The sequence below is a fragment of the Nakamurella sp. GG22 genome (assembly GCF_052976845.2).
Window position 1 is genome coordinate 334,422 of the sequence record NZ_JBRIIO020000003.1, and the last position, 25,988, is coordinate 360,409.

The following is a 25,988-nucleotide window of genomic DNA, read 5'->3' on the forward strand; positions in this document are numbered from 1 at the left end:
GGTCTGCTCACAACCCGACCGCCTTGTAGAGCTGCGCGATCTCGACCGGGTTGAGCTTGCGCAGCGTGCCCGGCCGCTGATGACCGAGCTGCACCTCGCCGATCTTGGTGCGGACCAGCCGGGACACCGGGTGATCGACGGCGTCCAGCAAACGCCGGACGATGTGCTTGCGACCCTCGTGCAGGACGATCTCGACGACGGCTCGGCCGTTGTGCACGTCCACCACGTCGAAGTAGTCGACCTTCGCGGGCCCGTCGTCCAGTTCCACGCCGGCCCGCAGCTTGCGACCCAGATCGCGCGGCACCGGGCCGGGGATCTCCGCCATGTAGGTCTTCGCGACGCCGTAGGACGGATGGGTCAACCGGTGCGCGAGGTCCCCGTCGTTGGTCAACAGCAGCAGACCCTCGGAGTCCATGTCGAGCCGGCCGACGTGGAACAGCCGCTCCGGACGGTCCTCGAGCAACTGCCCGATGTTCGGCCGGCCGAGCTCGTCGGACATGGTGGAGAGCATGCCCGGCATCTTGTTCAGGGCCAGGTAGACCTGATCCGCGCGGAGCACCACCCGGTTGCCGTCGACGTGCACGACGGCCTCGTCCGGGTCGATCCGGGTGCCCATTTCCTTGACGACGATCCCGTCGACCTTGACCCTGCCGGCTTTGATCAGCTCCTCGGCCTTCCGCCGTGAGGCGACGCCCGCCGAGGCGAGCACCTTCTGCAGGCGGACGCCGTCGGGGCCGTCCAGCTCATCGGCCGGGTCGATCGATGCAGCGTCGACGTCTGCCGACTTGGGAGGTCGAGGCCGGACCGTTTCGGATCGTCCGGTGGCGGCCGGTCGGCCCGCGTTCCGGGTGCTCCTGCTCGCGGGCTTCTTCGGGTCAGACATCATCGATCCCGTCGATGTCCGGCAGCAGCGGGCCGAGCGATGGCAATTCCGACAGGTCTGACAAACCAAGCCTTTCCAGGAAGAGATCAGTGGTGCGGTACAGCATCCCGCCGGTGTCGGCATCGGCGCCGACGTCTTCGATGAGCCCGCGGGACATCAGCGTGCGGACCACGCCGTCGACGTTGACGCCGCGAACTCCGGCGACCCGAGCCCGGGTGACCGGCTGGCGGTAGGCGATGACCGCGAGGGTCTCCAACGCCGCCCTCGACAGCCTGCTCTGGGCGCCGTCCAGGACGAAGCGTTCGACGACAGGGGCGAACCTGTCGCGGGTGTAGAAACGCCAGCCGCCGCCGAGCTCGCGGAGTTCGATGCCGGAGTTGGCGGCGGTGTAGCGCGCGGCGAGGTCGAGCAGCACGGCCCGGACGGTGGCCGGGGGATGCCCGACGGCCGTTCCCAGGGCGGTCTCGGTGACGGGGGCCTCGACGACGAGAAGCACTGCCTCGAGTGCTCCGGCCAGGTCGTGGTCGGGAACCGTCTCGACGGTCGGCTCCACGGTCGTTTCCGCTGCCGATTCCATCACCGATTGCGCAGTCGATTCCGCAGTCGACTCGTCGGCCGGCACCAGGCTCGGCTCCGCTGCCGCTCCGACGGTCGGCTCCGCAAGCGAATCCGATACAGCGTCGGCGGGCCGGTCCAGGTCCTCGCCCAGCAACCGTGGGTCGGCGTTCACTCGTACTCCTCGTCGGCGCCCGGACCGGTCGCGGCGAGGTCGGCAACGGCCGCCTCGGCGGGCGCCAGCGTCCAGCGGACCGTCAGCGTGCCCAGCGGCTCGGGCTGGTCGAAGGCCACGGCCGACTCCCGGTAGAGATTGAGCAGGCCGAGGAAGCGGGCGACCACCTCGAGGGTTGCCTCGCAGCCGGCGACGAGCTCGCTGAAGGTGGCCGTCCCCCGGTCCAGCAGGATCTGCCGCAACACCGCCGTGTGTTCGGCGACGGACACCCGCGGGGCGTGGATGTGGTCGAGGTTCACCGTGGGCGGCGGCTTCGGCCGGAACACAGACGCGGCCAGCGCGGCGAACTGCTCGGGAGTGAGCCCGATGCGGATCTCCGGCAGCAGCCCGAGATACCGGGCCTCGAGCGACACCGCCCGCGGATAACGCCGCAGCGCACCGGCTTCCAGTTCGGCGAACAGCGCCGACACCTGTTGGTAGGCGCGGTATGCCAGCAATCGGGCGAAGAGCAGATCGCGTGCTCCCAGCGCGTCGTCGTCCAGCCCGGTGTCCTCCGTCGCGTCGGGCAGCAACCGGGCGGCCTTCAGGTCGAGCAGGGTGGCCGCGATGACCAGGAATTCGGTGACCTGGTCGAGATCCCAGTTCGTGCCCATCGCCCGGATGTGCCCGATGAAGTCGTCGGTGACCTGGTGCAGTGCGACCTCGGTGACGTCCATCCGCCGCTGGTTGATCAGCTGCAGGAGGAGGTCGAACGGGCCGTCGAAATTCGACAGCCGCACGTGGAACGGGCGCCGGCCGGTCACCGGGTCGGGCAGCTGATCGGGCAGCTGATCGGGCACCTGGTCGGCCGCCTTGTCGGACACCGGCAGGGCGCCCGGTACGGTGTCCGGCTCTGCCGGTGCGGCGGCGGCCGACGACGGAAGCGACCCCGCGCCGGTCTGCGGCGGGGCCACGGTCATCGCGCGATCACTTCCCGCGCGAGCGCCCGATATGCCTGCGCCGCAGGCGATGTCGGCGCGTAGGAGGTGATCGGCTCACCCGCGACGGTGGTCTCGGGGAACTTCACCGTGCGGCCGATGACGGTGTCGAAGACGGTGTCGCCGAAGCGTTGATGCAGCATCCCGACGACCTCCCGGGCGTGCACGGTGCGGCCGTCGTACATGGTGATGAGAACGCCCTCGACGGACAGGTCCGGGTTGATCCGGTCCTGCACCTTTGAGATGGTGTCCACCAGCAGCGCCACCCCGCGCAGCGAGAACCATTCGGCGGCAAGCGGGATGATCACACCGTCGGCGCAGGCCAGCGCGTTCACGGTGAGCAGGCCGAGCGAGGGCTGGCAGTCGATCAGCACGTAGTCGTACGCGTGCAGCACCGGTCGAAGTGCCCGCGCCAGGGTGTGTTCGCGGCCGACCTCGTTGATCAGTTGCACCTCGCCGGCGGACAGGTCGATGTTGGCCGGGATGAGGTCGACGCCCTCGATACCGGTCGGCATCAGCACGTCGGTGATCGCCGTCCCGGACGAGAGCATCAGGTTGTAGATGGTGTGCTCGAGTTCGTGCGCGGCGATGCCGAGCCCGGCGGACAGGGCACCCTGCGGGTCCAGATCGACCAGCAGCACGCGCCGGCCATACTCCGCGAGGGCCGCTCCGAGGTTGATGGTGGACGTGGTCTTCCCGACCCCGCCCTTCTGGTTGCACATCGCCAGCACGGTGGCCGGGCCGTGGGTCGCCAGCGGCGCAGGCTCGGGATCCCGGCCGCGCATCGCACGCAAGGCGGGCGAGGACGAACCTGCGACACCGGCACCGGCCGACGCCACTACGCCGGCCGGCTCGCCGCCGTTTCCGGCTGCACCGCCCGGGGTCTCCGCACCGTTGGGGGACTGCTCGGGAACCACCCAGAGCCCGCCCTGTCCATCGGGCTGTCCGTCGGGCGCGGGAATGCCGTCAGCCGGAGGAACGGGGGTTTCGTGCTCCTGGGAAGGGCCGTCGCCCACCTCGTGCACCGGAGATTCGACCGTCCCGGTGGTCACGCCGTACTGCTCGGCGGAGCCCTCCTCGGGTCGGGGTGCACCGGCCGCTGCGATCCACGCTGCGTCATCCGGTTCGCTCATCGACCACGAACTCCCGCCTACTGGAAAACGTCGTCATCCCGACGACCCGGCCCACCTTATGCGGAGAAAGGCCGCCCGGACAACGCGACCCGCCCGCCGGAGACCCGGATCACCCATCGGTCCCACCGGGCGTCAGCAGCCCGGAACGATAGGCGATCACCACCAGTTGGGCGCGGTCCCGTGCTCCCAGCTTCGTCATCACCCGGCTGACGTGGGTGCGGGCGGTGGCAGCGCTCATGTGCAGCCGGCCCGCTATCTCGTCGTTCGACCGGCCCGCACCGACTTCGGCCAGCACCTCGCGTTCCCGTTGGGTGAGCGGCCCGAGCAGGTCGGTGCGGCCGGGTGCCGGGGATCCGACCGCTGCCGCCCGCATGACGCGCTCGGTCACCGTCGGCGAGAGCAGCGAGCCGCCGCCGGCGACGATCCGCACCGCCCGGCGCAGGTCCTCGGCGTCGGTGTCCTTGAGCAGGAACCCGCGGGCGCCGGCCCGGATCGCGGCGAAGACGTCCTCGTCGGCGTCGAAGGTGGTCAGCACCACCACGGCCACATCGGTCAGCCGGGGGTCCGCGACGATCCGTTCGGTCGCGGCGACGCCGTTCATCCCCGGCATCCGCAGGTCCATCAACACCACGTCGGGCCGGCACCGGACGACCTCCCGGATACCCGACCCGCCGTCGTCCGCCTCGCCGACCACCTCGATGTCGTCGGCGCGCCCGAGCAGGGCGCTGATGCCCGCACGGACCAGGCTCTGATCGTCGACGACCACCACGCGAAGCGGTGCGCCCGTCATGAGGACCCATTCCCCATGGCAGCGCAACCGATCACGACGGCACATCCCGCAGGACGGTGCCGCGGCGCCCGGCGGGTCGAGGCGGCGCGCTCTGCGCGCTGGGGAACGGCAGCACCGCCCGGACCTCGAACCCACCGTCGACGTGCCCGGCGGCCAGGGAACCGCCGAGCAACTCCGCGCGCTCGCGCATCCCGGCCAGACCGAAGCCCGGTCCCGCATCGTGCCCTGCGGCGGGGCGAACGGTTCCCGGGGTGGACCTGTCTTCGGTGTTACGCACGCGCAGCTCGAGTCGATCGGCGTGCACGTCGATCTGCACGACCACGCCGGTCGACCCGGGCGAGTGCCTCCGGACATTCGTCAACGATTCCTGGACGATCCGGTAGGCAGCGGCGTCCACCACCAACGGCACGGTCGCCGTGTTGCCGGTGCGATGGATCTCGGCCGTCATGCCGCCCTCCGCCGCGACACCCAGCAACCGATCGAGCTGGGCGAGACCGCCCACCGGCTCCCGCGCGGCGTCCGCCGGATCATCGGGGCTCACGCCATCCGTGCCGCGGGCGGGATCGCGGAGCACTCCGACCGCGCTGCGCAGATCCGTCAGCGCGGTGCTGCTGACCTCACGGATGGTTCGCAGAGCGGCGGAGGCGACGTCGGGTTCCCCGGGGAGCGCCTCGAGACCGACCTGGCTCTGGATCGAGATTGCCGACACCGCGTGCGCCAGGACGTCGTGAACCTCCCTGGCGATCCGCAACCGCTCCTCCTCGACCCGCCGCCGCGCCTCCAGTTCGTGTGCGCGGGCCGCGGCTTCCGCTTCCACGGCCGACCGTCGCCGCAGCTCCCGTCGCGACCGGACGCCGTCCCCGAGAGCGATCACCGCGACGAGCAGGATCAGGTTTTCGGCACCGTCGAAACCCAGCAGCCGGACGAGCGGTTCGTCCTCCAGTGCGCGATAGACCGTGGACAGCACCAGCACCAGTGAGGCGACCACCATGGCGATACGGAGCCTGCCCTGCTCCGCCGCCGAGTACACCGCCCCGGCCACCGGCACCCCGACACCGACCGCGGGATACCCGAGCAGGTAATAACCGAAGAGCAGCACGACGGTCGCGACGAGAACGCCGGCCGGCCACCTGCGCCGCACCAGCATCAGCGCGCCGAGCACCACCGCGAACCCGTAGGCGACCACGTCCGGGTCGCGGGCGTCCGGCTCCACCTGCGCCGTGACGGCGACAGCGATCGCGGTCGTCACGACAACGGCGAACGCGGCGTCCACGAGCATGGGTTCGATCCGACAGGTGCCGGCCCGCCGGGCGTCGCTGCGAAGGGCGTCGCTGTCAGAAACCGTCGGATGTGAGCCCGTCTGCCGCGCGGTCGGGTGCCGAGCGTCGACCCGCTGAGCATCGCTCACCGTTGCAGCATACGAACCGGCTCCGGCCCGCACATCCGTTGTGCAGCGCAGAACTTTCGTCATCCGCTACGCCCGATGACGTATCCGGTCGGGGACGCACGACGGACGACGAAGCGGCGTCGCCTTCCTAGCGTGTGAACCGTTCCGCCAGTCCCCTGACCGGCTCCAAGACCGCGCGAAGGCTCACCGTGACCCAGCACCCGCAGACCCTGTCAGCGCCCCCGCCCCCCACCCGGACAGCCCGGCCGTCACCGGGCTGGCGCTGGCCGCTGCGCATCGCAGCCGCGGTGACGACAGCGATGCTGTGGACGCAACCGCTGCTCGTCGGCCTCTTCCTGGCGGGCGAGTTCGACCGGCTGGCGGCGCACGCGACGGTCGGCGGGATCCTGGTGCTGACCGTCTTCATCCAGTTCCTGCTGTCGATCCCCGGCTGGCGCCCAGGTGGGATGCCGGGATGGGTGCCCGCCGTCTGCGCAGCGATGGTGACCGGTGCCGGGGTGCAGATCGCCGCGGGTTACCAGCGGAACCTTGGACTGCACGTGCCGCTGGGAGTGGCACTGGCCGCGACCGGAACAGCCGTCGCCATCGCGGCCTGGCTGCCGGCGCGCCTCGTCGGGCGGCAGCGATGAAATTCAGCAGACGCGACTTCTTCGGCATCGCCGGCGGCGTCGGCCTGGTCGCGGCCACCGCTTCACTCAGCGCGCTCAACCTGGGACCGACCTCGTCGACCGGTGAGTTCCTGCCCAGCGAGGTGCCGCTGCCGGAACGGTTCTCCCGGCCGCTGCAGGTACCTGGGGTCGCGGTGCCGGCCGCGGTGCCGGTCGCCGGGGCCGACATGTACCGGCTCGTCCAGCGGGCCGGCACCGCGGACATCATCCGCGGCCTGCCGACCCCGATCTGGGGCTACGACGGGACGTTCCCCGGCCCGACGATCCGCGCCCGTTCGGGCCGCCCGGTCACCGTGGCCGTCCGCAACGAGTTGGCGGTTCCGTCGGTCGTGCACCTGCACGGCGGACGCACTCCCGCGGACTCGGACGGGTACCCGACGGACCTCATCCTGCCGACCGACGAGGCCGAGAACTGGCGCTCCTCAAGGGCTGTGCGGCAGGAAGCGATCGGCGAGCGGACCTATCGCTACCCGCTGGAGCAACGCGCGGCCACCCTCTGGTACCACGACCACACGATGGATTTCACCGGTCCGAACGTCTACCGCGGCCTCGCCGGGTTCTTCCTGATCGGCGATGCAGAGGAGGACGGGCTGCCGTTGCCCGGTGGGGACCGCGACCTGCCGTTGATGATCTGCGACCGGGCGTTCGCCGCCGACGGTTCCTTCCGTTATCCGGCCCTGTCCGGCGACCAGCAGGTGCCCGGCGTGCAGGGCGCCTTCATGGGCGGGGTACTCGGTGACGTCGTCCTGGTCAACGGAACCGCATGGCCGACCTGCGAGGTCGACGCCGCCCGCTACCGGCTGCGGGTGCTGAACGCGTCGAACGCGCGCCGGTTCCAGCTGGCGTTGGATCCGCCGCCCCCGACCGGAAAGCCGTTCGTCCAGATCGGCACCGACGGCGGGCTGCTGACCGAGCCGGTTGCCCGTTCATCGGTGACGCTGGCGTCCGCCGAGCGGGCCGATCTGATCGTCGACTTCGGCGCGTATCCGGTGGGCACCGTCGTCACGATGCGGAACCTGCTCGGCACGGGTTCGACTGCGGACGTGCTGCAGTTCCGCGTCGTCCGCGCCGTGCGGGACGACTCGTCGGTGCCCGCGGTGCTGTCGGCTGTCGAGACGCTGGACCCGGCCGACGCTGTGACCACCCGAACGTTCGCGTTCCAGTTGCGCCGCGCGTCGATGCTCACCCATTCCGCCGGTGGGCATCAGGGTCACGACGGTTCGGGCCTCGAATCGCTGATGTGGACGATCAACGGTGCCGTCTTCGACCCCGAGGTGGATCTGGCCACCCCGCGGCTCGGCGACGTCGAGATCTGGCGGCTGATGACCGACCTGCACCACCCGGTGCACATCCACCTCGCCCCGTTCCAGGTGCTGCGCCGGGGCGGACGGAGTCCCGGTCCCAACGACCTCGGCTGGAAGGACACCATCGATCTGACGCCCGGCGAAACGGCCGAGATCATCATCCGGTTCGACGGCTATCCCGGCCGGTACGTCTTCCACTGCCACAACCTCGAACACGAGGACATGGCGATGATGGCGAACTTCACCGTCCGCGGACGCTAACCGCCGACCGGGGCACCGAGCTGGTCGGCGGGTTCCCTGCCAGCCGTCGCCGGCGGCCCTGACGGACCGCCCGGGCTGGCCGCCACCAGCGCGAACAGGCCGGCCAGCGCGGCGAGCACCAGGGCAGCCACCAGGCCGGGATCGTCGAGCGAGATCAGCACGAGCACCAGGACGACGGCGATGACGCCGGCGCCGATCCTGACCACCCACTGCCAGCGCGAATCCTGCACCCGACCGGCGAGCCCGCGTACCCCGGTCCGCACCGCGGCGGCGCTGCGTGAGCGGCCGAACATCCACGCCAGGATGGAGATGACGGCCGACAGCACGAGCACGAACCGGATGGTGCCCTGCAGGTTCACGGTGAGCTGCCGGGCGAACGCCTGCGTGACGTCAGGTTGCGAGGGTGCGTTGCTGACCAACCACTGCCGGGCCACCAACAACCCGACGGCCAGCACCACCATCGAGAATGCGAGCCACCCGGCGGCCTTCGACAGGCCACCCAACCGGCTCGGCGCGATCAGGATCGACAACAGCAACAACACCAGGGCCACCACCGGCAGCCACGTCCCCAGCGTCACCAGGGTGTCGTAGTAGCCGGCGATCTGCTGCACATCGGCGTTCCCGGCGAGATTGAAAACGATCGGGATATCGGGAATCTGGGACGCCCACTGCACCCCGGAGTTCTCGAGCTTCTGCTTGACGGCGGTCACTGCCGAGCTGATATCGACATTGATCGAATTCAGCCTGCCCAGATTATCCCCCTGCATGATCTGGACGAATGCGCTGTGCGCCTTGGCATTTGCCTGATTCCAGATCTCCGCCAATTTCGGGCTCTCGACCAGTTCGTCGACCATCTTGGTGATGGCATCGGTGATGTCGGTACGGAATGTGGCGAGGTAGCCCGTCGCCAGGGACGCGAGCCTCGGCGGCAGCCCGAGCGACTCGAGTTCGTCACTGATCTTGTCGGCCAACTGCAGGTTGGTGATGGCGGTGTCGATCCCCGCGACCAGTCTCGCCTCGGCCGCGTTGACGATGACCGGGTCGGTCACCAGCGGGGACACCGCCTCCAGGTACGCCTCCTGACTGGTCACCAGGTTCTTCGCCCACGCGGTCGTGACGCCGATCGGCGCGAGCACGCACCCGATCACCAGGAGCACGATCGACAGCACCCGCCACGGCTTGGCCTTGGGGCCGTCGTCGATGGTGCGCCAGATGCTCCGGTGCGGCGGCGGGGTCGGGGTGCTCGCGGTGTCCGCGGCCACCGGTCCCGTCTCGATCGGAGCCGTATCGCTCGATGCCGTATCGCTCGATGCCGTATCGCTCGATGCCGTATCGCTCGACGTCAGGGACGGGTCGAGGACAGCGACGGGTGTTGTCGGAACCGCCGGTTCCCCTGCAGGCCGATCCGCCATGTCTGGAACCTCCGGATGGTGACGATGGTGCGTTGTGCTCCATGTTTCCGGCGTGCCGCAGTTGTGCGCTTCACCCGTCAAGGATGATGTGACCGGACAAGGGCCGCTGGGATCGTCTGTCGAGCATCGCAGATGCGCCCGAAGGCTGCCTTCGTCGCGAACCTTCGCATGTGAAACGGCGGCGTCACAGCCCGGGCGCCGGTCCCGGGGGCAGCACTTTCGGTACGCGTCACCTGGAGAAACGGACAAGGTCATGACGGATCAACCGGCGTCAACCGGCCAGCAGGACGGCGAGTACATCACCGGCATACAGCAGCTGCCGCCGCACCCGGGGTCCGGCTACGGCCTCCCGCGCGGGCTGATCATCGTGCTGGGACTGGCCGCGGGCGTAGTCGTCGCGGCCGGTATCCACGCGGTCCCGGACATCATCGGGCCGATCTTCCTCGCCCTGGTCCTGGTGATCACCGTCGATCCCATTCGGGGGTGGATGATCCGCAAGGGCGCCCCGCGGTGGGCGGCGACCCTGGCTGTGGTGCTCGGTGTGTACGCCATCGTCATCGGGCTGTTCCTGGCCGCGATCGCCGGCATCGTGCAACTCGCGTCGTTGATGCCGCAGTACGCCGACCAGGTCCAGGAGCAGCTGTCCGGGGTCAAGTCCTGGCTGGCGGGCATGGGGGTCACCCAGGCCGACATCGACAACGCCCTCGGCAGCGTCGACAAGAGCTCCATCGTCGGCTATGCCAAGGCCCTGCTGTCCAGCCTCGCGAGCGTGTTCACCTCGCTCTTCTTCATCATCACGCTGCTGATCTTCATGGCGGTCGACGGGTCGGTCTTCCGCGATCGGATGGTCAGCCGCCGCCCCGGCCGTGAGCCGGTGCTGACCGCGCTCGGCACCTTCGCCGCGGGAACGCGCAAGTACTTCGCGGTCGCCACGATCTTCGGCGGCATCGTCGCCATCCTCGACGGCGCAGCGCTGCTCCTCCTCGGTATCCCCGCCGCCGGGCTGTGGGCGTTGCTGGCGTTCGTCACCAACTACGTGCCGAACATCGGCTTCATCATCGGCCTGGTACCTCCGGCGTTGCTTGCGCTGCTCACGGGTGGCCCGAGCCTGATGATCACCGTGATCGCCGTCTACTGCGTGCTCAACTTCATCATCCAGTCCGTGTTGCAGCCGAAGTTCGTCGGCGACGCTGTCGGTCTCACCACGACGGTGAGCTTCCTGTCGCTGATCGTCTGGGCCTACCTGCTCGGTCCGCTCGGGGCGATCCTGGCGATCCCGGCCAGCCTGCTGTTCAAGGCGCTGCTGGTCGACGTCGACCCCGAGGCCAAGTGGCTGCAGCTGTTCCTGGGTGACGAACCCGTGTTCAAGGTGAAGGACCCGAACCGGCCGAAACGGTTCAGCCGGAAGAAGGCCGTCGACGGGGCGGCTGGGTCCCCCGACCTTGCGTCGACGGTGCCTCCGACGGAACCACCGGTCGTACCGCCGCCGGCACCGCCGACAGCCGCCTCCGCGCAGGCCTGACGGCCGGCCGCTCCCTGCCGCTCGGGGCCTGGCTGCTCAGGTCCTGCCGCTCGAGTCCGGGCGCTCAGGGCCGGGTGCTCGACGGTGTGAGTGAACCGCGCAGCGCCTGCATCTCGCGGACGTACTGGTCCCGGCCAACCATCCGGTACAGCAGCCGCGCCGGGCCGGGCACCTTTGCCATCAGGTTCGTGCGCTCGTCCGGGGTGGCGTCCTCGAGCATGGCGCCGAGCAGCCAGGCCATCCGGTTGAGCGGGATCCAGCTGGCCGCTCGCAGGCCCATCCCCAGCCACTCTCCCGGGGTGACGTGCCGGTCCACCATCGGCAGCACATGTTGCTCGACCGCGTCGAGGTGATCGGTGACCGAGGTGGCCAATTCGTCGACGATGTCGGCCAGCACCGCGCGGATTTCGGCGTCGGCGTCCTGCTCCCAGAGCGGCATCAGCGAGTCCAGCTCGGACATCAGCTCGGTGTGCTGGCGATGCCAGTCCAGCATCCGGCGTTCCATGTCCGGATGCAGCGGTGCCCGCTCCTGGAGCCTGCGCCAGAGCAGGTCCCGCTCCGCAGCGTGGTGATGAACAAGGGCCTTGGCCAGTTCCCGGTAGTGCGAGCCGAGCAGGGTGGCGCGGGCGACATTCCCGGTGGTGACGTCGGCGATCAGCGCGCCGAGCAACCGCAGCTCGCGGCGGAACACCTTGTGCACCAGCACCATGTCGGAGGTCAGCGACCCGGCGGTGCGGCTCCTGGCGGACTGCTCGGGCGCAAGCCGGGGCGACGACGCGGACCCGGTGGGGCGCAGGGCGGTTGACACGGCACGGACCTCCGACGCGGCATGGGTGGCTGCTGGTGAACGGTGCGCACACGGCAGCGGTGCACAGTTGCCGGGCAGGAGTACGCCGCAGGGCCCCCTGATACCGACGAGCCTTGACGCGTCGTCCCATCTGCAGGGAGCGCCGCCGGGCCCCATCCCCGCGGAGCGTCGCCGGGTCCCATCCCCGAGGGGCGTCGCGGGGTCCCATCCGCGAGGGGCGTCGCGGGGTCCCATCCCCGAGGGGCGTCGCGGGTTTCGTTGAACCTCTCCCTGGCGTCAGGGCCGATGCGGGGTGCGCAGTGCCAGGCACCGGTTCACTGGATCGCCCCGGCCGCGCTACCGGGCGCGGGGATGCGAGGTCGCGTACACCTCGCGCAGCGAATCGACGGTCACCAGGGTGTAGATCTGGGTGGTCGTCACAGAGGCGTGCCCGAGAAGTTCCTGGACGGACCGGACGTCCGCGCCGCCTTCGAGCAGGTGCGTGGCGAAGGAGTGCCGCAGCGTGTGCGGCGAAATCCCCAGGCCCGCATCGCCCGCGCCGTGCGGATCTCCGATACCGGCCTTCGCCGCGGTGTCCTGCAGGACCTGCCAGGCGCTCTGCCGGGAGAGCCGCCCACCCCGGTTGTTGAGGAACAACGCCCCGCCCGAGGACATCGCCGATCGTCCGGTGCGGGCGCCCACCAGCGCCGGCCGACCCTGGACCAGGTAGGCCTGTAGGGCCCGCACCGCGAAGGATCCCACCGGCACCAGTCGTTCCTTCGAGCCCTTGCCGCGGAGCCGGACAATCGAGACGGTGCCGGATGCCGCTCCGGTGCCGTCGGTCACCCGTCGCCCCAGCTCGTCGACGTCATCGACGTCCAGTCCGACCGCCTCACTGATCCGCGCACCGGTCGCGTACAGCAACTCGAGCAGCGCCCGGTCGCGCAGACCCCGCGGGTCCGTCCCGGACGCGGCGTCCAGCAGGGCGGTGATCGTCGCGACCGGCAACGCCTTCGGCAACCGGCGGGCGGGTGCCGGCGGGTGGACGTCCCGCGAGGGATCGGCCTCGACGGTGCCCTCGGCGAGCAGGAACTTGTGCCAGCCGCGTGCGGCCACCACTGCCCTGGCCGCGGATGACGCCGCCAGCGGCGGGTGATCGGCCGATCCGGTTCGCAGCGCGACGAGGAAGTCGGACACGTCGGACGCGGTGATCTCGGCGACCGAGGTGCGCCCGGATGCGGCCAGGAACATCAGGTACCGCTGGAGGTCGCGGCGGTAGGACAGCAGCGTGTTGCGGGCGACGCCCCGCTCCACCGCGAGGTGGTCGAGATAGCCGCGCAGTGCGCCGGTCAATTCGGCCGACGGCGGTTGATCGGAGGGTTCGTCCGGAATGCCGGACATCCCCGCCGGCGACACCTGGGCTTGCGGCAGCGCGGACGCCGACGTCACCGCGGGGATGAGCCCTCCAACGGCGGCGCCGCGGGAGCGCCCGGGCCGCGGTGCACCCGCCACGGGGCGTCCTTCCCGACGACATCCTCGCTCTGATCGCGCAGCGCGGCGCCGCGCAGCACGGCATCGGCGGCCAGGATGCCGGAGACCGCCATGACGTTGACGATCCGGCCGGCCAGCACTCCCTCGACGGCGACCGCGAGCGGTACCCGGACCACCCGCAGGTCGGCCTCCTCGTGCTCGCTGTCGGGCCGCCCGACCGCGGTGAGCCCGGTGGCCAAAAAGATTCGGACCGCTTCCTCGGTGAACCCCGGCGAGGTCGCCACGTCGAGCAGCACGGACCAGTTCGCTGCCGCGTAACCGGTTTCCTCGGTCAGTTCTCTGGCCGCGGCCGGCTGGGCCTGCTCACCCTCGACGTCCAGCAACCCGGCTGGCAGCTCCCACAGCCGACGGCCGAGCGCGTGCCTGTACTGCTCGATCAGGATCACCGACGGGGCGGACCCGTCGGCTGCGACAGGTGTTGCCAGTGAAGCGATGTCGAGGGCGACGACCGCGACGGCGCCACCGTGCTCGACGACCTCACGCTTGGCGGTGCCGCCGCCCGGCATGACGACCTCGTCGATCCGTACGGACGCGACAACACCGTCGAACACCCGCTTGCTGGAGACGACCGAGAAGACCTCGCGATCGTCCGGGGCCTGGTCCGGAGCTGGCGGCGTCACCGGGCGACCGTGCCGGCCACCAGGTCCTCACGCGGCCGGGCCGGTTCGGGTGCGTCATCGGCGATCGGCAACCGCTCGGACTCCAGGTAGTCAAGGGCTGCCCGGACGAACGAGGCGAACAGCGGATGCGGCCGGGTCGGGCGGGACTTGAACTCCGGGTGCGCCTGGGTGGCGACCAGGAAGGGGTGCAGCTCCCGGTCGAGCTCGACGAATTCCACCAGTGACGAGTCCGGGGATGTCCCGGAGAGCCGCAAGCCGGCGTCTTCCAGGGCGTCGCGGTACGCGTTGTTCACCTCGTAGCGGTGCCGGTGGCGTTCGGAAACCGTTGTCGCGCCGTAGATCTCGGCGACCAGCGAGCCCGGGGTGAGGCGTGCCGGATAGGCGCCCAGACGCATTGTGCCGCCCATGTCCTTCGCGCCGGAGACCACCTCGTGCTGGTCGGCCATGGTCGCGATCACCGGGTCGGCGGCGTTGGCGTCGAACTCGGCGGAGTTCGCACCGCCCAGCCCGGCCAGGTTCCGGGCCGACTCGATGACGATGCACTGCAGCCCGAGACAGAGGCCCAGCAGCGGGATCTTGTTGATCCGGGCGAAGTTGATCGCGCCGATCTTGCCCTCGATGCCGCGCACCCCGAACCCGCCGGGGATCAGCACCCCCTGCACATCCGACAGCGCAGCGCGGGCGCCGGCGTAGGTGGTGCAGTCGTCGGAGGCGACCCAGACGATCTCCACCTTGGCGTTGTTGCCGAAACCGCCCGCCCGCAGCGCCTCGGTGACCGACAGGTAGGCATCGGGCAGGTCGATGTACTTGCCGACCACGGCGATCCGGACGGTCTCGTCCGGGTGGTGCACCCGCTGCAGCAGGTCGCCCCACATCGTCCAGTCGACGTCGTGGAAGCTCAGGTTCAGCCGGCGGACCACGTAGGCGTCCAGGCCCTCCCGGTGCAGCACCTTGGGGATGTCGTAGATGGACGGCGCGTCCGGCGTCGAGATGACCGCTTCGGCGTCGACGTCGCACATCAGCGAGATCTTCCGCTTCAGCGGCTCCGGGATGTCCCGGTCGGCCCGGCAGACCAGCGCGTCCGGCTGGATACCGATGTTCCGCAGCGCCGCCACGGAGTGCTGGGTCGGCTTGGTCTTCAGCTCACCCGACGGCGCCAGGTACGGGATCAGCGAGACGTGCAGGAAGAAGACGTGCTCGCGGCCGACGTCGTGCCGCACCTGCCGGGCGGCCTCCAGGAACGGCAGCGACTCGATATCGCCGACGGTGCCGCCGATCTCGGTGATCACGACATCCGGGATGGTCCGGCCGGTGGTGTCCCCCGGCTCCGGCTCGGCCATCGCCCGGATGCGGTCCTTGATCTCGTTGGTGATGTGCGGGATCACCTGCACCGTGTCGCCGAGATACTCCCCGCGCCGCTCCCTGGCGATGACCCGCGAGTACACCTTGCCGGTGGTCACGTTCGCCTCGGCGGACAGGTTCCGGTCGAGGAACCGCTCGTAGTGCCCGATGTCGAGGTCAGTCTCCGCACCGTCCTCGGTGACGAACACCTCGCCGTGCTGGAACGGGTTCATCGTGCCGGGGTCGACGTTGATGTACGGGTCGAGCTTCTGCATCGTCACCCGCAAACCGCGGGAGGTGAGCAATCGCCCGAGGCTGGACGCCGTCAGCCCCTTGCCGAGCGAGGAGGCGACGCCGCCGGTGACGAAGATGTGTTTCGTGATGCGCGGCGTTTGCGCCACTGCGACTCCCGTGTTCGTCGTCGGCTCTGAACGTCGGCCTCGTCCAATTCGGACATGTCGACACAGCCGACTGTGGTTTGCAGCCGGCGTTCCGGCGATCACCCCACGGGATTTCACCCTAACATCACCGCCCGCCCGGACCGCTGCAACATCGTCCGGATGGCCGGTTGACTAGGGTTTTCCGGATGCGGAACGACACCCGGCCGGTCAAGTCGGGCCGGCCGTCATATGTGGTGACCGGTGGTGGACGCGGCGTCGGGCGCGCCATCACCGAGCGACTGCTGGCGCTCGGCGGGCACGTTGTCGTGCTGGAGATCGAGCCCGCCGCCGTCGAGTGGTGTGCGGCCTCGCCGGCGGCCGATCGGCTGACGGCCGTGCTCGGCAGCGCAGCGGACCAGGTGGTCACCGACCGGGCCGCCGAGAGTGCGCGCGCGGCGGGGCGGTTGACCGGCTGGGTGAACAACGCCGCCGTGTTCCGCGATGCGGCCCTGCACTCGGCACCTGCGATCGAGGTGCTCGAACGGATCATGCTGAACCTGGCCCCCGCCGTCGTCGGGTGCTCCAGCGCGGTCCGCGCCTTCCTCGGACAGGGCGGCGGCGGCGCGATCGTCAACGTCTCCAGTCACCAGGCGCAGCGAGCCGTTCGCGGCGCGCTGCCGTACGCGACCGCCAAGGCGGCCATCGAGGGACTGACCCGGGCGGCCGCCGTCGACTACGGGCCGGACGGCATCCGGGTCAACGCGGTTGCGCTCGGCTCGATCGACACCGAGCGGTATCAGGAGCACCTGCGCAGGCTCGGACCGGACCGCTCCGCAGAGACGGAACGGCAGCTCGCCGAGCTGCACCCGCTCGGCCGGGTAGGCAGCGCCGACGAGGTCGCCGACGTGGTCGCCTTCCTTTTGTCCGAGCAGGCCGGGTTCCTCAGCGGCGCCGTCATCCCGGTCGACGGCGGACGGGCCGCCCGGGGTGCGGACCCCGAGGAGACCTGACCGAACGCCTCGGCTTTCGGGACGAATCCGCGATCAGCCCGTCCTTGACGAATCCTCGGTCAGGCCGTCCTGAACCAATCCTCGGTCAGGCTCGGTGCCGGGTCAGCCGACGGCGAGGGTGGGCACCTGCGCCTGGGCGTTCTCACCCAGGCCGTACCGGCCTACGCCGCCGCCGTTCTGCTCGACCAGACCGAGCACCGCGGCGATCCGGCCCGTTGCGGTGTCCACGTTGTCGACCGTGGTGACGGTCGCGCTCAATGCGGTGTCACCACGGATGACGCCGACCGTGCCGGTCGATGCCTCGGATCCACTGCGGCCGGCGACGACGACGCCGGTGGCGCTCTGCGCAAGCTGGTTCGCCAGGTACGCGGGCACTGCCGCGCGGTCCGCCTCGGAACCGCCGGTCAGCTCGCCACCGGTCAGCATGACAACGGCCGAGCCCGGGGCGGGCTTGCCGGTCACCGTGATAAAGCCGGCGCTGGTCAGGGCGGAGAGCACGGCGGCGCTCTGTTCCGGGGTCGCGGCCTTCGCCCCGGCCGGCACCACGAGCACCGAGCCAAGCAGCCCACCTGCGATGGCGCCGACCTGCGGCACTTCCGGGAGCTTGGCTCCGGTGGGCAGGGTCTTTGCGGCCAGTGCGCGGAGTTCCTCGGCCCGGGCCGGGTCGCTGAAGTCATTCGTCAGCTGGATCTGTGCGGTCACGGTCGCGCCGGCGCGGGTCAGCAGGGACAGCACGGCATCCCGGTCGGCCGGGTCGGCGTCGGCGGTGGTGATGAGCACGACGTTCGTCTTCGGCAGGGTGCCGCGGACCGTGAGCGCGCCGATGGCACCGGCGAACTTCTCGTCCTCCGTGACCCGATTGGCCAGGTCCTGGTTCTCCGTCGACAGTTCCTGCTGCTGACTCGCCAGCTCCGCATTGTCGCCCTGCAGCCCACTGAGCAGGGGCGAGGAGATCTTGGTCGCGCCGAGCACGATGCCCAGGGCAAGCGCGAGGAAGACCGCCGCCAGCGAAACAATGTGGTACCGCATGGAAATCATCAGAAAAGCCCCTTGACCCAGGTGACGAGCTGGTCCCACCACTGCCTGACGAGGTCGCCGTAGATGCCGCCGACGTCGGACACCATCAGGGCGACGACGATGGCGATCGCGGCCGCGAGGACGAGGAACGACACGACCCACCAGGAGATCCGCGACTTGTAGAGCGCGGCGACGGCCGGCGCCTCGACAACCTTGTTACCGACCCGCATCCGGACCAGGAAGGTGGCGGCGGTCGAGCCGCGTCCACGGTCCAGCAGGTCGATCAGCGTCGCGCGCATGCCGACGGTGACGATCATCGACGCTTCCCGGCCGTCGGCGAGCAGCAGCGCGAGGTCCTCGGTGGTGCCGCTGGCGGGGAACGTCACCGCGCCGACGCCCAGGTCCTGCAGTCGCTCCAACCCCGGGGCATGCCCGTCGGTGTGGGCGGGGATCACCACTTCGGCGCCGCAGCGCAGCGTCTCGGAATCGATCGACTCGGGGTTGCCGATGATGAGGTCGGGCGTGTAGCCGGCGACCCGTAACGCGTCGGCGCCCCCGTCGACGCCGACGAGCACGGGTCGGAAGTCGGAGATGTACTTCTTCAGCGACTTCAGCTGGGCCTTGGTGTCCGCGGACGCCGCGACCAACAGCACCTGGCGGTCGGCGAGATCGGTGTTGATGTCGGGGATCCCGACACCGTCCAGCAGCAGCGTGCGTTCCCGCTTCATGTACTCGATCGCGTTGGCGGCGAACGCCTCCAACTGCGCGGACATGCCGGTCTTGGCCTCGATCATCAGGTCGGCGATGGACTCCGGCGTCTGCTCGGTACCCTCCGCGATCGGCTCCTCGCCGATGTACACGGTGTTGCCGTCCAGCCGGATCTTCGCGCCGTCCTTGAGTCTGCCGAAGATCTTCTCGCCGACGCCGTCGATCAGGATGACGTCGGAGGCGACCAGGATCTCCGGGCCCAGGTTCGGGTACCGGCCGGAGATAGACGGCGAGGCGTTGACCACGGCCGTCACCCCCGCCTTGACCAGGGCATCGGCGGTTGCCCGGTCGATGTCCAGATGGTCGATGACGACGATGTCCTTGTGCCCGACCCGGCCCAGCAGGGCGTCACTGCGCCGGGATACCCGTGCGACTCCTGTGACTCCTGGTAACGCGCGTGACTGGCGTGACAGAAGCTTCATGGTCCGATCGTGACAGTCCGCGACGGTTTAGCGCGGTAGGCACCGCCCCGTGTCGCGCTGAATCGCCGCAGGTCCGGCCTTGCCCGACGGGCCCCCTGGCGTCTTGATGCGTCCCGTGGTCGGTGTTGATCAGTCCCCCGGGTCGGTGTTGATGCGTCCCCGGGTCGGTGTTGATGCGTCCCCCGGGTCGGTGTTGATGCGTCCCCCGGGTCGGTGTTGATGCGTCCCCCGGGTCGGTGTTGATCATGGCAAAGATCGCACACTCGACGGCGTGTCGGGGCCTGAAAGTGCGAGTTTTGCCATGATCAACTTCGGATGACGGCTGGGTGGAGGCGGTTCGGGGTCAGGCGGAGGCGGGGCGTTCAGGGTCAGGCGGAGGCGGCGCGCTGACGGGAGCGCGGGGCGCGAGCGGGCCGGGCGGGGGCGGCGGTGCTGCCCAACAGGTCCCGGGCGTGCGCACGGGCAGTCGCCCCGTCGGTTCCGCCCAGCATCCGGGCCAGCTCGGCCTCCCGCTCGACGCCCTCCACCCGGCGCAGGTCGGAGGTGCCGATCCGGCCGCTGCTGGACGCGTCGACAACGAAGTGCCGGTCGGCATAGGCGGCGACCTGCGCCAGGTGGGTCACGACGATCACCTGGTGACTGCGGGCCAGCGCGGCGAGCCTGGAACCGATCTCGGTCGCGGCGCGGCCGCCGACACCGGCGTCGACCTCGTCGAACACCATCGTCGCGACCGGGTCCGCGTCCGCCAGGACGACCTCGAGGGCGAGCATGACGCGGGACAGCTCGCCGCCGGACGCGCCCTTGGCGATCGGCAGTTCGGGCGCACCGGGATGCGCCACCATGACGATCTCGACCTGGTCGACACCGTCCGGACCGGCCCCCACCCACCTGCCGCCGATCTCCACGGCGTCCGGGTCGGCCGGCCGCGCGTCCCGTTGCGCGACGCGCACCGCAACCACCGCACGGCCCATCGCGAGCTGGTCCAGCTCGGCCGTGACCGAGCGACCGAGAGTCTCCGCCGCAGCCTGCCGCCGCAGCGAGATGGCTTGCGCCGCTTCGGCCACGGTCACGCGTACGGCGTCCAACTCGGCCTGCAGCGCGGCCAGCCGGTGCTCGGAGGAGTCGAGGTTCTCCAGCTCCACCGCCGCTTCCCGGGCCCAGTTCAGCACCGCGTCGACGTCCTCGCCGTACCGCCTGGTCAGCGCGCGGAGCGCCGCCTGCCGGCCGAGAACCTCCTGCAGCCGGGCGGGGTCGGCGTCCAGGTCCGAGAGGTACCCCGAGAGTTCGGAGGCCACGTCGACCAGCACCACCGACGCCTGCTGCAGTTGGCCGGCCAACTCCATCAACCGCGGGTCGGCGGACCCGTCCAGCTCGTGCCGCGCGTCCTGGACCAGGCCGACGGCCGTCGGCGCATCCGCGGCCGCCCCGGCGAACTCCTCGGATCCGGACAGCGACACCATCGCGCCCTGCGCGGCGAGCCGGAGGGTGTCGACGTTCTCCAGCCGCTTGGCCTCTGCGATCAGCTCTCGGTCCTCACCGGGGAGCGGCGCGACGGTGGTGATCTCGTCCAGCCCGAGCCGGAGCAGCTGCTCGCGCTGGGCCCGCTCCCTGGCCCGGGCGCGCCGGTCCGCCAGGTCGGCGGCGAGTTCCTGCCACCGCGTGCGGAGTGCGCGGTACGCCTTGAGCTGGTCGTCGAGGCCGGCGAACTTGTCCAGCACGGCGCGTTGCTGCCCGGGGCGGAGCAGCGAGATGGCCTCCGACTGCCCGTGCACCGCGATCAGCGGGTCGGTCAGCTCTGACAGGGTCGCCAGCGGGACGGACCGCCCGCCCAGGTGGGCACGGGAGCGGCCGTCGGCACCGACGGAACGCACTGCGATGACGGTGCCGTCGTCGTCGAACCGGCCGCCCGCCGCTGTGACCGTCGCGGCGCCAGCTCCGTCCGGTTCGATCCCGATACGGACCTCCACCACCGCGCGGTCGCTGCCGGCCCGCACCCTCGCGGAATCGCCGCGACCCCCGGTGATCAGGCCGAGGGCGGTGACGATCATGGTCTTGCCCGCACCGGTCTCGCCCGTGACGACGGTGAAACCGGTATGCGGCTCGAGCACGGCGTCGTCGATCACGCCGAGATCACTGATCCGAAGTTCGTGCAGCACGCCAGTCACGGTAGCCGCCGGGGACGTCACCGCCCGGCTGCCCCGCGGTCGGCGAGCGCACTGCTTCATGCGGACCGCTGAGCAACGTCGCCCGTGCCACCAACAGGATTGCACCGTCCTGGTCAGTGCCGTTGGTCGCGCCAGCCGTGCACCGGGAGCTTGAACTTGCGGACCAGCCGATCGGTGAACGGTTTGTCGGTCAGTCGCACCATCGCCACCGGCTGCAGGCCCTTGCGGGCATGCACCCTCGATCCCGGCGGGATCTCATGGATCCGGCGGCCGTCACATGCCAGCACGGCGCTCGGACCGGCCGGGTCGATGTGCACGGTGACCGTCGATTCCGGCGATACCACCAGCGAGCGGGCGAACAGCGCGTGCGCGTTCGACGGGACGACCAGCAGCGCGTCGACACCAGGCCAGATCACCGGTCCGCCCGCCGAGAACGTGTACGCGGTCGATCCGGTCGGCGTCGCGACGAGCACGCCGTCACATCCGTACGCGGAGACACCGTGCCCGTCGACCTCGACGACGACGTCCAGAATCCTTTCCCTGGTGCCCTTCTCGACGCTGACCTCGTTGAGGGCCCAGCAACTGCTGAGCAACTCGCCCTCGTTCTCGATGGTGACCTCGACCGTCATCCGAGAGGTCACCCGGTACCGCTTCCCGGCGATGGCGTCCAGTGCCTCGTCCAGGAAGTCCAGGTCGACCTCGGTCAGGAAGCCGACCCGGCCGAGGTTGATGCCCAGAACGGGCGCGCCCAGCGGCCTGGCGTGTTCGGCCGCACGGAGCAGGGTTCCGTCCCCGCCGATGGCCAGCACCATCTCGATCCCCTGGTTCGCGGCGTTCTCGGGGTGGAACACGGCCAGGTCGAGCTCGCCGCTCTCGCCGCGCAGGGACACCAGCTCGATCCCGGCCTCGGACAACCGGTGGGTGACAGTCGCCGCGGTGCTGGCAATGTCGTCGCGGCCGGTGTGGGCCACCAAGAGCATTCTGCGGTTCGTCATGGTCCCCCTCTCTCGACGGCCTCGACGATGATGCCGTGCATGCGGTCCACGGCATCCTCGTCACCGGGCGCGTCGCGCCGAAGGTGGACGAAGAACTCGACATTGCCGCTGGGACCGGGCAGCGGCGACGGTGCGATGCCGACCAGTCCCCAGCCCAGTAGACCAGCCGCCCGAACGACCGCCGTCACCGCGTCCGCCCGGTGCCCCAGATCCCTGACGACACCGCCGGCGCCGAGCCTGTCCCGGCCCACCTCGAACTGCGGCTTGACCATCGGGATCAGGTCGGCATCGGCGGTCGCGCACGCCGTCAGGGCCGGCAGCACCAGGGTCAGCGAGATGAAGGACAGATCGGCGACGATCAGTTCCGCGGGGCCGCCGATCGCGTCCGGGGTGAGCGTGCGGACGTTCGTCCGGTCGTACAGCTTGACCCGCTCGTCGGTCTGCAGCCGCCAGACCAGCTGGCCGTAGCCGACGTCGACCGCCACCACCTCGCGGGCACCCCGGCGCAGCAGCACGTCGGTGAAACCGCCGGTGGACGCGCCGGCATCCAGGCACCGACGGCCCTCCACGGTGACGTCGGCGAACGCGTCCAGCGCACCGATCAGTTTGTGCGCCCCGCGTGACGCCCACTTCTCGTCGGTGACGTCGTCGCGGACCAGCAGCGGTGCACCGGGATCGACAGCCGTCGCCGACTTGGTGGCGACCCGGCCGGACACACTCACCCGGCCCTGGGCGATCAACTCCGCGGCGTGCTCACGGGACCGGGCCAGACCACGCCTGACGAGCTCCGCATCGAGCCGTGCCCTACGCACCAGGCTGTCCCGGGCCGGGCGGTCCCCCGGTGTCGGCTGTCCGGGCGAGCGCATCGGCCAAGGAGGTGTGCAGCCGGTCGTACACCGTGACCTGGTCGCCGCTGTCGAGGTCGTCGAGCCGCGCGAGGTCGTCCTCGACACCGGCCAGCAGCCGGTCGGTGTCCACCGGACCGCCCGCCCCGGGAACGCCGGGCACCGGGCCGGGAGTCCGAGCACCGTCGTTCATCTGAACCTCCGCTGGGTCGCCGTCACTGGTCCGGTCCGATCGTCGTCGCTGCCGGCGGTTCCACGGCGATGACCCGCCGGACCGCTCGTCCGGTCGGTCGTCACATCGGAAGCGGTCGTTCGGCCGATTGTCGTCCGCCGATTGTCGTCCGCCGGTGGTCGTTCGGACGGGCGTCGCTCGGTTGGTGACGACTCAGTTCGCCGGCGCCGATGTGAGTCCACACCGCTCGAGGGCCGCCGCCGCCGCGGCACCGTTGGATCGGGCTCGGGTGATGCCGGTGGCCCAGGCGCGGGCGGTCAGCATCGCAAGGGCACGCAGTGCACTGGCGTCGGAGACCCCGCCGTCGGCGGCCTGGTTCCCGCTCAACAACAGCGCGTCGCTGTCCGACGTCACCGACCACTCGAGCCCGCTGCCGGAGGAGGAGGTGGTCGGGATCCGGACGGAGCGATCCTCCTCGACCAGACCCCGCAGGTCGAAGGACAGGTAGGTGGGACGCTGCTCCGGGGCGGCCGCCAGCAGGTCCGCCGCGGTGGACACACCGGTGAACACCAGCAGGCTCGGCGTGTTTCCCGCGACAGCGCAGGCGATGTCGGTGTCCAGCCGGTCACCGACCACGAGCGGGCGCTCGGATCCGACCAATCGCACGGCGGCGTCAAGCAGCGGGCTCTCCGGTTTGCCGGCGACCCGCGGTTTCAGTCCGGTCGCCGCGACGAGCGCCGCGACCATCGCACCATTGCCGGGGAGCAACCCGCGATCGGTCGGCAGGGTGGAATCGATGTTGCACGCCACCCAGTCCGCGCCCGCCCGGAGCGCGATGCAGGCCTCCGCGAGTTCACGCCAACCGGTGTCCGGCGAGTGACCCTGCACCACGGCGGCCGGCCCCTCGGAGGCGAGTCGCACGGGCTCGAGCCCGGCTTCCCGCACAGATTCCACCAACCAGGGCGCCCCGACGACCAGCACCTTGGTGCCGGCCGGATGCCGATCGGTCAGCATCACCGCCGCTGCCTGCGGGGACGTCAGGACATCCTCGGGTTCGGCGGGAACGCCCATCCCGGCGAGTGCACCGGCGACCTCGGCGGGCGGCCGGGATGCGTTGTTCGTGACGAACACGGACCTGGCGCCCTGCTGCTTGGCGCGGGCCAGCGCGGGCGCGACGTGGTCGATGGGCTGACCACCGAGGTAGATGGTGCCGTCGAGGTCGAGCAAAAGAGCGTCGTAGGACTCGGCCAGGGTGGTCATCGATCTCCCGTCTGCGGGTCGTCGGAGAACAGTACCGTCGGCACGATCGGCTCGGCCGCGCCCGGTTCTTCGACTGTTACTTCTTCCGCGGCCACCGCGGACTCGTCCTTGGTCGCGGCGTCGACATCTGCGACTGCCACGGCATTGTCGACGTCGACGCCACCGGGATCGGTATCGTCCTGCGAGTCGGCCATTGTCTCGTGGTCGGGGTCAGTCGCTTCTTGCACGGTCTCCACGACGATGACGGCAGGCTCATCGGACGGATTGCCGTCGACGGGCTCTGCGCCGTCAGCGCCGGCGTCTGCACTTTCGAGATCGGCACCCTCAGGGTCGGCACCCTCGAGATCGGCACCCTCCAGATCGGCACTCTCGAGATCGGCACCCTCCAGATCGGCACCCTCCAGATCGGCACCCTCGAGATCGGCACCCTCGAGATCGGCACCCTTGGGGTGGGCATGTTCGAGGCCGGCACCCTCCGCAACGTCGTCGTCCGGTTCCGAGGCATCCGGCGACTCGGCGGACGGTACTTCTGCGCCGAGTTCCTCGACCCGCTCCAGCGCGTCGGTTTCCTCTTCGAGATCGGCGTCTGCCGCCTTGATGAACCAGCTCAACGCGTCCTGCTGACGCCCGTTTTTCAGCAGCAGGTCGGCGTAGGCGTAGGCGAGCCGGGGGTTGCTCTCCAACTTCTCCAGCCCGACGCGCTCCATCTGCGCGATGGCCGTGTCGACCTGACCGAGGTCGGCGCGAGCACCGGCGACGACGATGCTCAGCTCGGTCGCCGACTCGGGGTCGAGTGCGTCGGCCTCCGCGGACCGGGACAGTTCGATCGCACGCTCGGGATGGCCGAGCGCCCTTTCGCAGTCGGCCATGACGGCGAGTTGACCCGGACCGCCGCCCATTCGACGGGCCGCACGGAGCTCACCGATGGCCTCGGCCCACTCCCCTGCGCGATACGCGACCAGACCGACGGTTTCGCGGACGACTCCGATACGGCCGCCCCGTGCACGAGCGGCCCGCGCATGCCGCCACGCGAGTTCCGGCTCGTCGTCGGCCAACGCGCCAGCAGCGACGAGGTGAGCGGCGACCCAGTCGGCGCCCTCCTTGCTCAACCCGCGCAGGTCCCGGCGCACATCGAAATCGAGTGCGTCGGCGGTCGCCCACTCCGGCAGGTCCGGCCAGGTCTCGCCGATGTCCTCTTCCCGTCGGCGCGACCCGCGTTCCGGTTCGCGCTTGACGTATGCGGGGGCGTCGGATCGGTCACCCGAGCGCGGGCCACCGTGGCGAGCCGGAGGACCCGAACGACGGTCTTCGTAGGCCTTTCTCTCGGCCGGGCGCCGGTCGGACGGATACCGCGCGGCCGGCCGGTCATCGGTGCGGGGGCGATCGTCTCGCCGGTCTCCTCCGCGTCGATCGTCCCCGCGTGGTTCGGCATGACGCGCGCTGTCCCGATCCTGGTCAGCACCGTGCTTGTCATCAGCACCGTGCTTGTCAGCAGCAGCGCGGCGTTCCGAAGAGGACGAGTAGGAGCTCCGGGTCTCGCGGTCGGCACCACCGCGGAAACCCTCGC

The 25,988-nt window shown here is 70.4% G+C and carries 23 protein-coding genes; 4 read left to right on the forward strand and 19 right to left on the reverse strand.

Annotation, left to right across the window (positions count from 1 at the left end):
• Positions 1-7: 7 nt before the first annotated feature.
• The 6 genes from ACVBEQ_RS05760 to ACVBEQ_RS05785 form a co-directional block, all read right to left on the reverse strand.
• Positions 8-883, reverse strand: a complete 876-nt coding sequence (locus ACVBEQ_RS05760; RefSeq protein ID WP_447152452.1) for a pseudouridine synthase — start codon at positions 881-883, stop codon at positions 8-10.
• The gene (scpB, locus tag ACVBEQ_RS05765; RefSeq protein ID WP_447152453.1) at positions 876-1,613 is read right to left on the reverse strand and encodes an SMC-Scp complex subunit ScpB; all 738 of its coding nucleotides are present in this window, start codon (positions 1,611-1,613) and stop codon (positions 876-878) included. The genes ACVBEQ_RS05760 and scpB overlap by 8 nt, the downstream gene beginning before the upstream one ends.
• Positions 1,610-2,572, reverse strand: a complete 963-nt coding sequence (locus tag ACVBEQ_RS05770) for a segregation and condensation protein A (RefSeq protein ID WP_447152454.1) — start codon at positions 2,570-2,572, stop codon at positions 1,610-1,612. Before ACVBEQ_RS05770 ends, scpB begins: the two co-directional genes overlap by 4 nt.
• Positions 2,569-3,375, reverse strand: a complete 807-nt coding sequence (locus tag ACVBEQ_RS05775) for a ParA family protein (protein ID WP_447152498.1) — start codon at positions 3,373-3,375, stop codon at positions 2,569-2,571. The genes ACVBEQ_RS05770 and ACVBEQ_RS05775 overlap by 4 nt, the downstream gene beginning before the upstream one ends.
• A 457-nt stretch (positions 3,376-3,832) precedes the next feature.
• Positions 3,833-4,513, reverse strand: a complete 681-nt coding sequence (locus ACVBEQ_RS05780) for a response regulator (RefSeq protein ID WP_447152455.1) — start codon at positions 4,511-4,513, stop codon at positions 3,833-3,835.
• Between the two features lie 31 nt (positions 4,514-4,544).
• Positions 4,545-5,921 (reverse strand): sensor histidine kinase, encoded by a 1,377-nt coding sequence (locus tag ACVBEQ_RS05785; RefSeq protein ID WP_447152456.1) that lies wholly within the window; start codon positions 5,919-5,921, stop codon positions 4,545-4,547.
• Between the two features lie 188 nt (positions 5,922-6,109).
• On the opposite strand from ACVBEQ_RS05785, the gene ACVBEQ_RS05790 reads away from it, so the two are divergent.
• Both ACVBEQ_RS05790 and ACVBEQ_RS05795 read left to right on the forward strand, forming a co-directional pair.
• Entirely contained in the window at positions 6,110-6,550 is a 441-nt protein-coding gene (locus tag ACVBEQ_RS05790; RefSeq protein ID WP_447152457.1) for a hypothetical protein, read from the forward strand.
• On the forward strand, positions 6,547-8,154 hold the full coding sequence (locus ACVBEQ_RS05795; protein ID WP_447152458.1) for a multicopper oxidase family protein: 1,608 nt from the start codon (positions 6,547-6,549) through the stop codon (positions 8,152-8,154). Before ACVBEQ_RS05790 ends, ACVBEQ_RS05795 begins: the two co-directional genes overlap by 4 nt.
• On the opposite strand, the gene ACVBEQ_RS05800 is transcribed toward ACVBEQ_RS05795, so the two are convergent.
• A complete protein-coding gene (locus tag ACVBEQ_RS05800; RefSeq protein WP_447152459.1) occupies positions 8,151-9,416 on the reverse strand; it encodes a hypothetical protein in 1,266 nt (421 codons plus the stop codon). The genes ACVBEQ_RS05795 and ACVBEQ_RS05800 overlap by 4 nt on opposite strands.
• A 403-nt stretch (positions 9,417-9,819) precedes the next feature.
• On the opposite strand from ACVBEQ_RS05800, the gene ACVBEQ_RS05805 reads away from it, so the two are divergent.
• Positions 9,820-11,088, forward strand: coding sequence for an AI-2E family transporter (locus ACVBEQ_RS05805; protein WP_447152460.1), 1,269 nt, complete (start codon positions 9,820-9,822; stop codon positions 11,086-11,088).
• Positions 11,089-11,152: 64 nt separating this feature from the next.
• Here the strand turns inward: ACVBEQ_RS05805 and ACVBEQ_RS05810 are convergent, their stop codons facing one another.
• The 4 genes from ACVBEQ_RS05810 to ACVBEQ_RS05825 all read right to left on the reverse strand — a co-directional run bounded on the left by ACVBEQ_RS05810 (position 11,153) and on the right by ACVBEQ_RS05825 (position 15,788).
• On the reverse strand, positions 11,153-11,896 hold the full coding sequence (locus ACVBEQ_RS05810) for a hemerythrin domain-containing protein (protein WP_447152461.1): 744 nt from the start codon (positions 11,894-11,896) through the stop codon (positions 11,153-11,155).
• 336 nt (positions 11,897-12,232) lie between these two features.
• Positions 12,233-13,276 (reverse strand): site-specific tyrosine recombinase XerD, encoded by a 1,044-nt coding sequence (locus ACVBEQ_RS05815; protein ID WP_447152499.1) that lies wholly within the window; start codon positions 13,274-13,276, stop codon positions 12,233-12,235.
• A 44-nt stretch (positions 13,277-13,320) separates the two neighbouring features.
• Positions 13,321-14,046 carry an NUDIX domain-containing protein gene (locus ACVBEQ_RS05820; RefSeq protein ID WP_447152462.1) on the reverse strand — a complete coding sequence of 242 codons (726 nt, stop codon included), beginning with the start codon at positions 14,044-14,046 and terminating at the stop codon, positions 13,321-13,323.
• Positions 14,043-15,788 (reverse strand): CTP synthase, encoded by a 1,746-nt coding sequence (locus ACVBEQ_RS05825; protein WP_447152463.1) that lies wholly within the window; start codon positions 15,786-15,788, stop codon positions 14,043-14,045. The genes ACVBEQ_RS05820 and ACVBEQ_RS05825 overlap by 4 nt, the downstream gene beginning before the upstream one ends.
• Before the next feature lie 185 nt (positions 15,789-15,973).
• Between ACVBEQ_RS05825 and ACVBEQ_RS05830 the strand changes: the two genes are divergently transcribed.
• Entirely contained in the window at positions 15,974-16,777 is an 804-nt protein-coding gene (locus tag ACVBEQ_RS05830) for an SDR family NAD(P)-dependent oxidoreductase (RefSeq protein ID WP_447152464.1), read from the forward strand.
• A 102-nt stretch (positions 16,778-16,879) separates the two neighbouring features.
• Here the strand turns inward: ACVBEQ_RS05830 and ACVBEQ_RS05835 are convergent, their stop codons facing one another.
• The 8 genes from ACVBEQ_RS05835 to ACVBEQ_RS05870 all read right to left on the reverse strand — a co-directional run bounded on the left by ACVBEQ_RS05835 (position 16,880) and on the right by ACVBEQ_RS05870 (position 25,551).
• On the reverse strand, positions 16,880-17,806 hold the full coding sequence (locus tag ACVBEQ_RS05835) for a copper transporter (RefSeq protein WP_447152465.1): 927 nt from the start codon (positions 17,804-17,806) through the stop codon (positions 16,880-16,882).
• A gap of 8 nt (positions 17,807-17,814) precedes the next feature.
• Positions 17,815-18,984 carry a putative cytokinetic ring protein SteA gene (steA, locus tag ACVBEQ_RS05840; RefSeq protein ID WP_447152466.1) on the reverse strand — a complete coding sequence of 390 codons (1,170 nt, stop codon included), beginning with the start codon at positions 18,982-18,984 and terminating at the stop codon, positions 17,815-17,817.
• Between the two features lie 368 nt (positions 18,985-19,352).
• Positions 19,353-21,140 carry a DNA repair protein RecN gene (gene recN / locus ACVBEQ_RS05845; RefSeq protein ID WP_447152467.1) on the reverse strand — a complete coding sequence of 596 codons (1,788 nt, stop codon included), beginning with the start codon at positions 21,138-21,140 and terminating at the stop codon, positions 19,353-19,355.
• 122 nt (positions 21,141-21,262) lie between these two features.
• Positions 21,263-22,144, reverse strand: a complete 882-nt coding sequence (locus ACVBEQ_RS05850) for an NAD kinase (protein ID WP_447152468.1) — start codon at positions 22,142-22,144, stop codon at positions 21,263-21,265.
• Positions 22,141-22,959, reverse strand: a complete 819-nt coding sequence (locus ACVBEQ_RS05855) for a TlyA family RNA methyltransferase (protein WP_447152500.1) — start codon at positions 22,957-22,959, stop codon at positions 22,141-22,143. The genes ACVBEQ_RS05850 and ACVBEQ_RS05855 overlap by 4 nt, the downstream gene beginning before the upstream one ends.
• Positions 22,949-23,182, reverse strand: a complete 234-nt coding sequence (locus ACVBEQ_RS05860; RefSeq protein ID WP_447152469.1) for a hypothetical protein — start codon at positions 23,180-23,182, stop codon at positions 22,949-22,951. Before ACVBEQ_RS05860 ends, ACVBEQ_RS05855 begins: the two co-directional genes overlap by 11 nt.
• Positions 23,183-23,374: 192 nt before the next feature.
• Positions 23,375-24,421, reverse strand: coding sequence for an HAD-IIA family hydrolase (locus ACVBEQ_RS05865; protein ID WP_447152470.1), 1,047 nt, complete (start codon positions 24,419-24,421; stop codon positions 23,375-23,377).
• Complete coding sequence (locus ACVBEQ_RS05870; RefSeq protein WP_447152471.1) at positions 24,418-25,551, reverse strand: pentapeptide repeat-containing protein; 1,134 nt, start codon at positions 25,549-25,551, stop codon at positions 24,418-24,420. The genes ACVBEQ_RS05865 and ACVBEQ_RS05870 overlap by 4 nt, the downstream gene beginning before the upstream one ends.
• Between the last annotated feature and the right edge of the window lie 437 nt (positions 25,552-25,988).

Coding starts and splice junctions, on each gene's coding strand:
- ACVBEQ_RS05760 (WP_447152452.1), bottom strand. CDS start 883: ATGTCTGACCCGAAGAAGCCCGCGAGCAGGAGCACCCGGAACGCGGGC.
- ACVBEQ_RS05770 (WP_447152454.1), bottom strand. CDS start 2,572: ATGACCGTGGCCCCGCCGCAGACCGGCGCGGGGTCGCTTCCGTCGTCG.
- ACVBEQ_RS05775 (WP_447152498.1), bottom strand. CDS start 3,375: ATGCGCGGCCGGGATCCCGAGCCTGCGCCGCTGGCGACCCACGGCCCG.
- ACVBEQ_RS05780 (WP_447152455.1), bottom strand. CDS start 4,513: ATGACGGGCGCACCGCTTCGCGTGGTGGTCGTCGACGATCAGAGCCTG.
- ACVBEQ_RS05795 (WP_447152458.1), top strand. CDS start 6,547: ATGAAATTCAGCAGACGCGACTTCTTCGGCATCGCCGGCGGCGTCGGC.
- ACVBEQ_RS05805 (WP_447152460.1), top strand. CDS start 9,820: ATGACGGATCAACCGGCGTCAACCGGCCAGCAGGACGGCGAGTACATC.
- ACVBEQ_RS05815 (WP_447152499.1), bottom strand. CDS start 13,276: ATGTCCGGCATTCCGGACGAACCCTCCGATCAACCGCCGTCGGCCGAA.
- ACVBEQ_RS05830 (WP_447152464.1), top strand. CDS start 15,974: ATGCGGAACGACACCCGGCCGGTCAAGTCGGGCCGGCCGTCATATGTG.
- ACVBEQ_RS05835 (WP_447152465.1), bottom strand. CDS start 17,806: ATGCGGTACCACATTGTTTCGCTGGCGGCGGTCTTCCTCGCGCTTGCC.
- steA (WP_447152466.1), bottom strand. CDS start 18,984: ATGAAGCTTCTGTCACGCCAGTCACGCGCGTTACCAGGAGTCACAGGA.
- ACVBEQ_RS05850 (WP_447152468.1), bottom strand. CDS start 22,144: ATGACGAACCGCAGAATGCTCTTGGTGGCCCACACCGGCCGCGACGAC.
- ACVBEQ_RS05860 (WP_447152469.1), bottom strand. CDS start 23,182: ATGAACGACGGTGCTCGGACTCCCGGCCCGGTGCCCGGCGTTCCCGGG.
- ACVBEQ_RS05865 (WP_447152470.1), bottom strand. CDS start 24,421: ATGACCACCCTGGCCGAGTCCTACGACGCTCTTTTGCTCGACCTCGAC.